Origin of the sequence: uncultured Nostoc sp. (assembly GCF_964245575.1) — a bacterium.
Classification (GTDB): domain Bacteria; phylum Cyanobacteriota; class Cyanobacteriia; order Cyanobacteriales; family Nostocaceae; genus Nostoc.
Genome location: NZ_CAXTNP010000494.1, coordinates 740 through 3,080 on the forward strand (window position 1 = coordinate 740; position 2,341 = coordinate 3,080).

Here is a 2,341-nt window from a genome sequence, read left to right on the forward strand (position 1 = left end):
TTAATATAAAATTTTACCTATCTTAATTTGGAAATTAATCAAGAATTCCCGTGATTTCATTCAATTTATCTGTTACCTTAACTTGCCCTAGCGCTTCATACTTTAGTTCAATAATTTGTATTGTTCAGCACAAAATTAGATGCGTTGATCCTGGATATATTACTCTATATTAAAGACAAATCAGATTTATTTAACCTTTTCGTTTCTAATAGGAGTACGAACAATATATTGATTAGCAGATGAATTAATAGCAAGTGGTTCGATTTTTCCTTGAGAAACTAAGGTTTGATAAATTAAAGCTGTAATCTCTCCGCGCGTGGCAGCTTTTCTTGGATTAAGAACTTTGGTATTTGGATAATTCACCACTAGATTTTTTTCGGTTGCTGTTGCTACATCTCCAACTGCATATTGGGGAATCTTCTTAGCATCTGCGTAAGTATTAGTAATAATAAATGATGCAGGATGAGTTGCCTGTTGATCAGTTGTTGAAGGAGTCACACCATTAGCTGGTACAGCCTGGGCTTTTAGTATTAATAAAGGTTGCATTAAAGCAGAAAATGCAAAAGGCATAAAAATACGTCGTCTAACAGATTTTTGTACGGTTTGTTTAGGAACTACTCTCTGCGCGACTGTAGGGACGGTAACTGCTGATGCACTAGTAGTTAAATTCAAACCTTTATTTAAAGCAACTATAGCCTCAACCTTAGAAACTGGTCGATTAGGACGAAAGTAACCACCAGCATAACCTGACAGGATTGGCTTGTATACTAATACAGCTTACTTATTAGTGGCAGCGATGCTGATTGCACCGTTTGCAAGCCCGGCAATGAATACTGCGATCGCTACTGCATGGGGCGATCGCAAACTCTTGGGGCGGAGTATTTTTCGATATTTTGCCGCTTTAACAGTCACAATTGCCACTACTTGGCTACTTAGCCTAATACTAAGGCAAGAAATGCCGACTACTTTAATGCTAGAAAGCAGCCAAGTTTCAGCAGTAGCAGTGATTTTACCATTGGCAGCCGGAGCAGCAGGGGCGCTCACCTTGGTTCAGTCACAGCAGAGTAGTTTAGTATCTGGGGCAGCAACGGGTATGTTAGTTGCTGCTTCCTTGGCTCCACCTGCGGGAATTGTGGGTATGGCAAGTGCAATTGGCAGGTGGGATATGGTAACTTCGGAGCTATTCTTACTGTTTTTGCAACTATGCGGCATCAATTTTTCAGCAGCCCTCTTGTTCCGAATTTATGGGCTGTCTCCTCAAGGAACCCGTTATCAGCGTGGTAAAAAACGCGTATTTTTTTCTGCCTTGGCGATCACTGTCATCGCATTAGCAGGTAGCAGGTTTACTTACTTGGCAGTTCTCCCATTCTCCTAATCTACAACGCTCTAGCCTTGCCCAACGTGCCAACGCCCAAGTCCAAAAAACTGTGAAGCAAGTTGGTTTAGCAAAATTAGTCGAGTCGAATGTGCGCTTTACACGATCCAATATTGAAGGACAGGATACTCTGCTATGTGTTGTTTATGTGCAGCGTCAACCGGAAATGAAAGAGTCTGCTGAAGAAATCCGCGATCGCCTCACTCAATCAATTCAAACTCAATTATTAAAACAGGACTTTAATGTGACACCTCTAGTTGATGTCAACGTGCTAGAAACACCTGCTAGTAAACAATAAGACCATTTATGAGTAGTTCAAAGCTTTCGGAAAAACAAGCCCTAGAAAAAGAACGTAACGAAGTCTTGCAACAATTGGAAGATTGGCTAGAAACTCCAATGCTGGTGCTAGGCTTTGTATGGCTAGCACTATTCCTGAGCGAAATCATCTGGGGGTTAAATCCTTTCCTGGAAGCCGTTAGTATCACTATTTGGATTATTTTTATATTAGATTTTCTACTTAAACTAGCGATCGCTCCTCAGAAAATTTCCTATATCAAAAGCAACTGGCTAACAGCTATTTCTCTGATATTGCCAGCACTGCGGACTTTTCGGATTATACGGGTGGTACGGATACTAAGAACAGCACGGGCTGTGCGAGGACTACAACTGTTGCGAGTCATGACTCGTGCTAACCAAGGAATGCGGGTTTTAGGAGCAAGTATTAGCCGTCGAGGGTTTGGTTATGTTGTGGCGTTAACCGCGATCGTTACTGTAGTAGGAGCAGCAGGAATGTATACATTTGAAAACGAAGTTCCTGTCGAATCGGGGCTGCACAACTACAGCACTGCTTTTTGGTGGACAGCAATGCTCATGACAACGATGGGTTCTGACTATTCGCCCAAAACACCCGAAGCCCGGATTTCTCACAAAGCCTGAAAAAAGAAGAGTCAAAAACTGCCAAAATGA

General features: G+C 41.8%; 1 protein-coding gene and 2 pseudogenes. 2 read left to right on the forward strand and 1 reads right to left on the reverse strand.

The genetic code is table 11. From position 1 onward, the window contains the following. Positions 1-186: 186 nt before the first annotated feature. The gene (locus ACFFAP_RS37540; RefSeq protein WP_375515959.1) at positions 187-756 is read right to left on the reverse strand and encodes an S-layer homology domain-containing protein; all 570 of its coding nucleotides are present in this window, start codon (positions 754-756) and stop codon (positions 187-189) included. Here ACFFAP_RS37540 and ACFFAP_RS37545 point away from each other — a divergent pair. Both ACFFAP_RS37545 and ACFFAP_RS37550 read left to right on the forward strand, forming a co-directional pair. Next, positions 755-1,673, forward strand: a pseudogene (locus ACFFAP_RS37545) (DUF389 domain-containing protein); the annotation flags it as partial. The gene ACFFAP_RS37540 and the pseudogene ACFFAP_RS37545 overlap by 2 nt on opposite strands. An 8-nt stretch (positions 1,674-1,681) precedes the next feature. Then, positions 1,682-2,296 (forward strand): annotated as a pseudogene (locus ACFFAP_RS37550) (ion transporter); the annotation flags it as partial. Positions 2,297-2,341 lie beyond the last annotated feature (45 nt).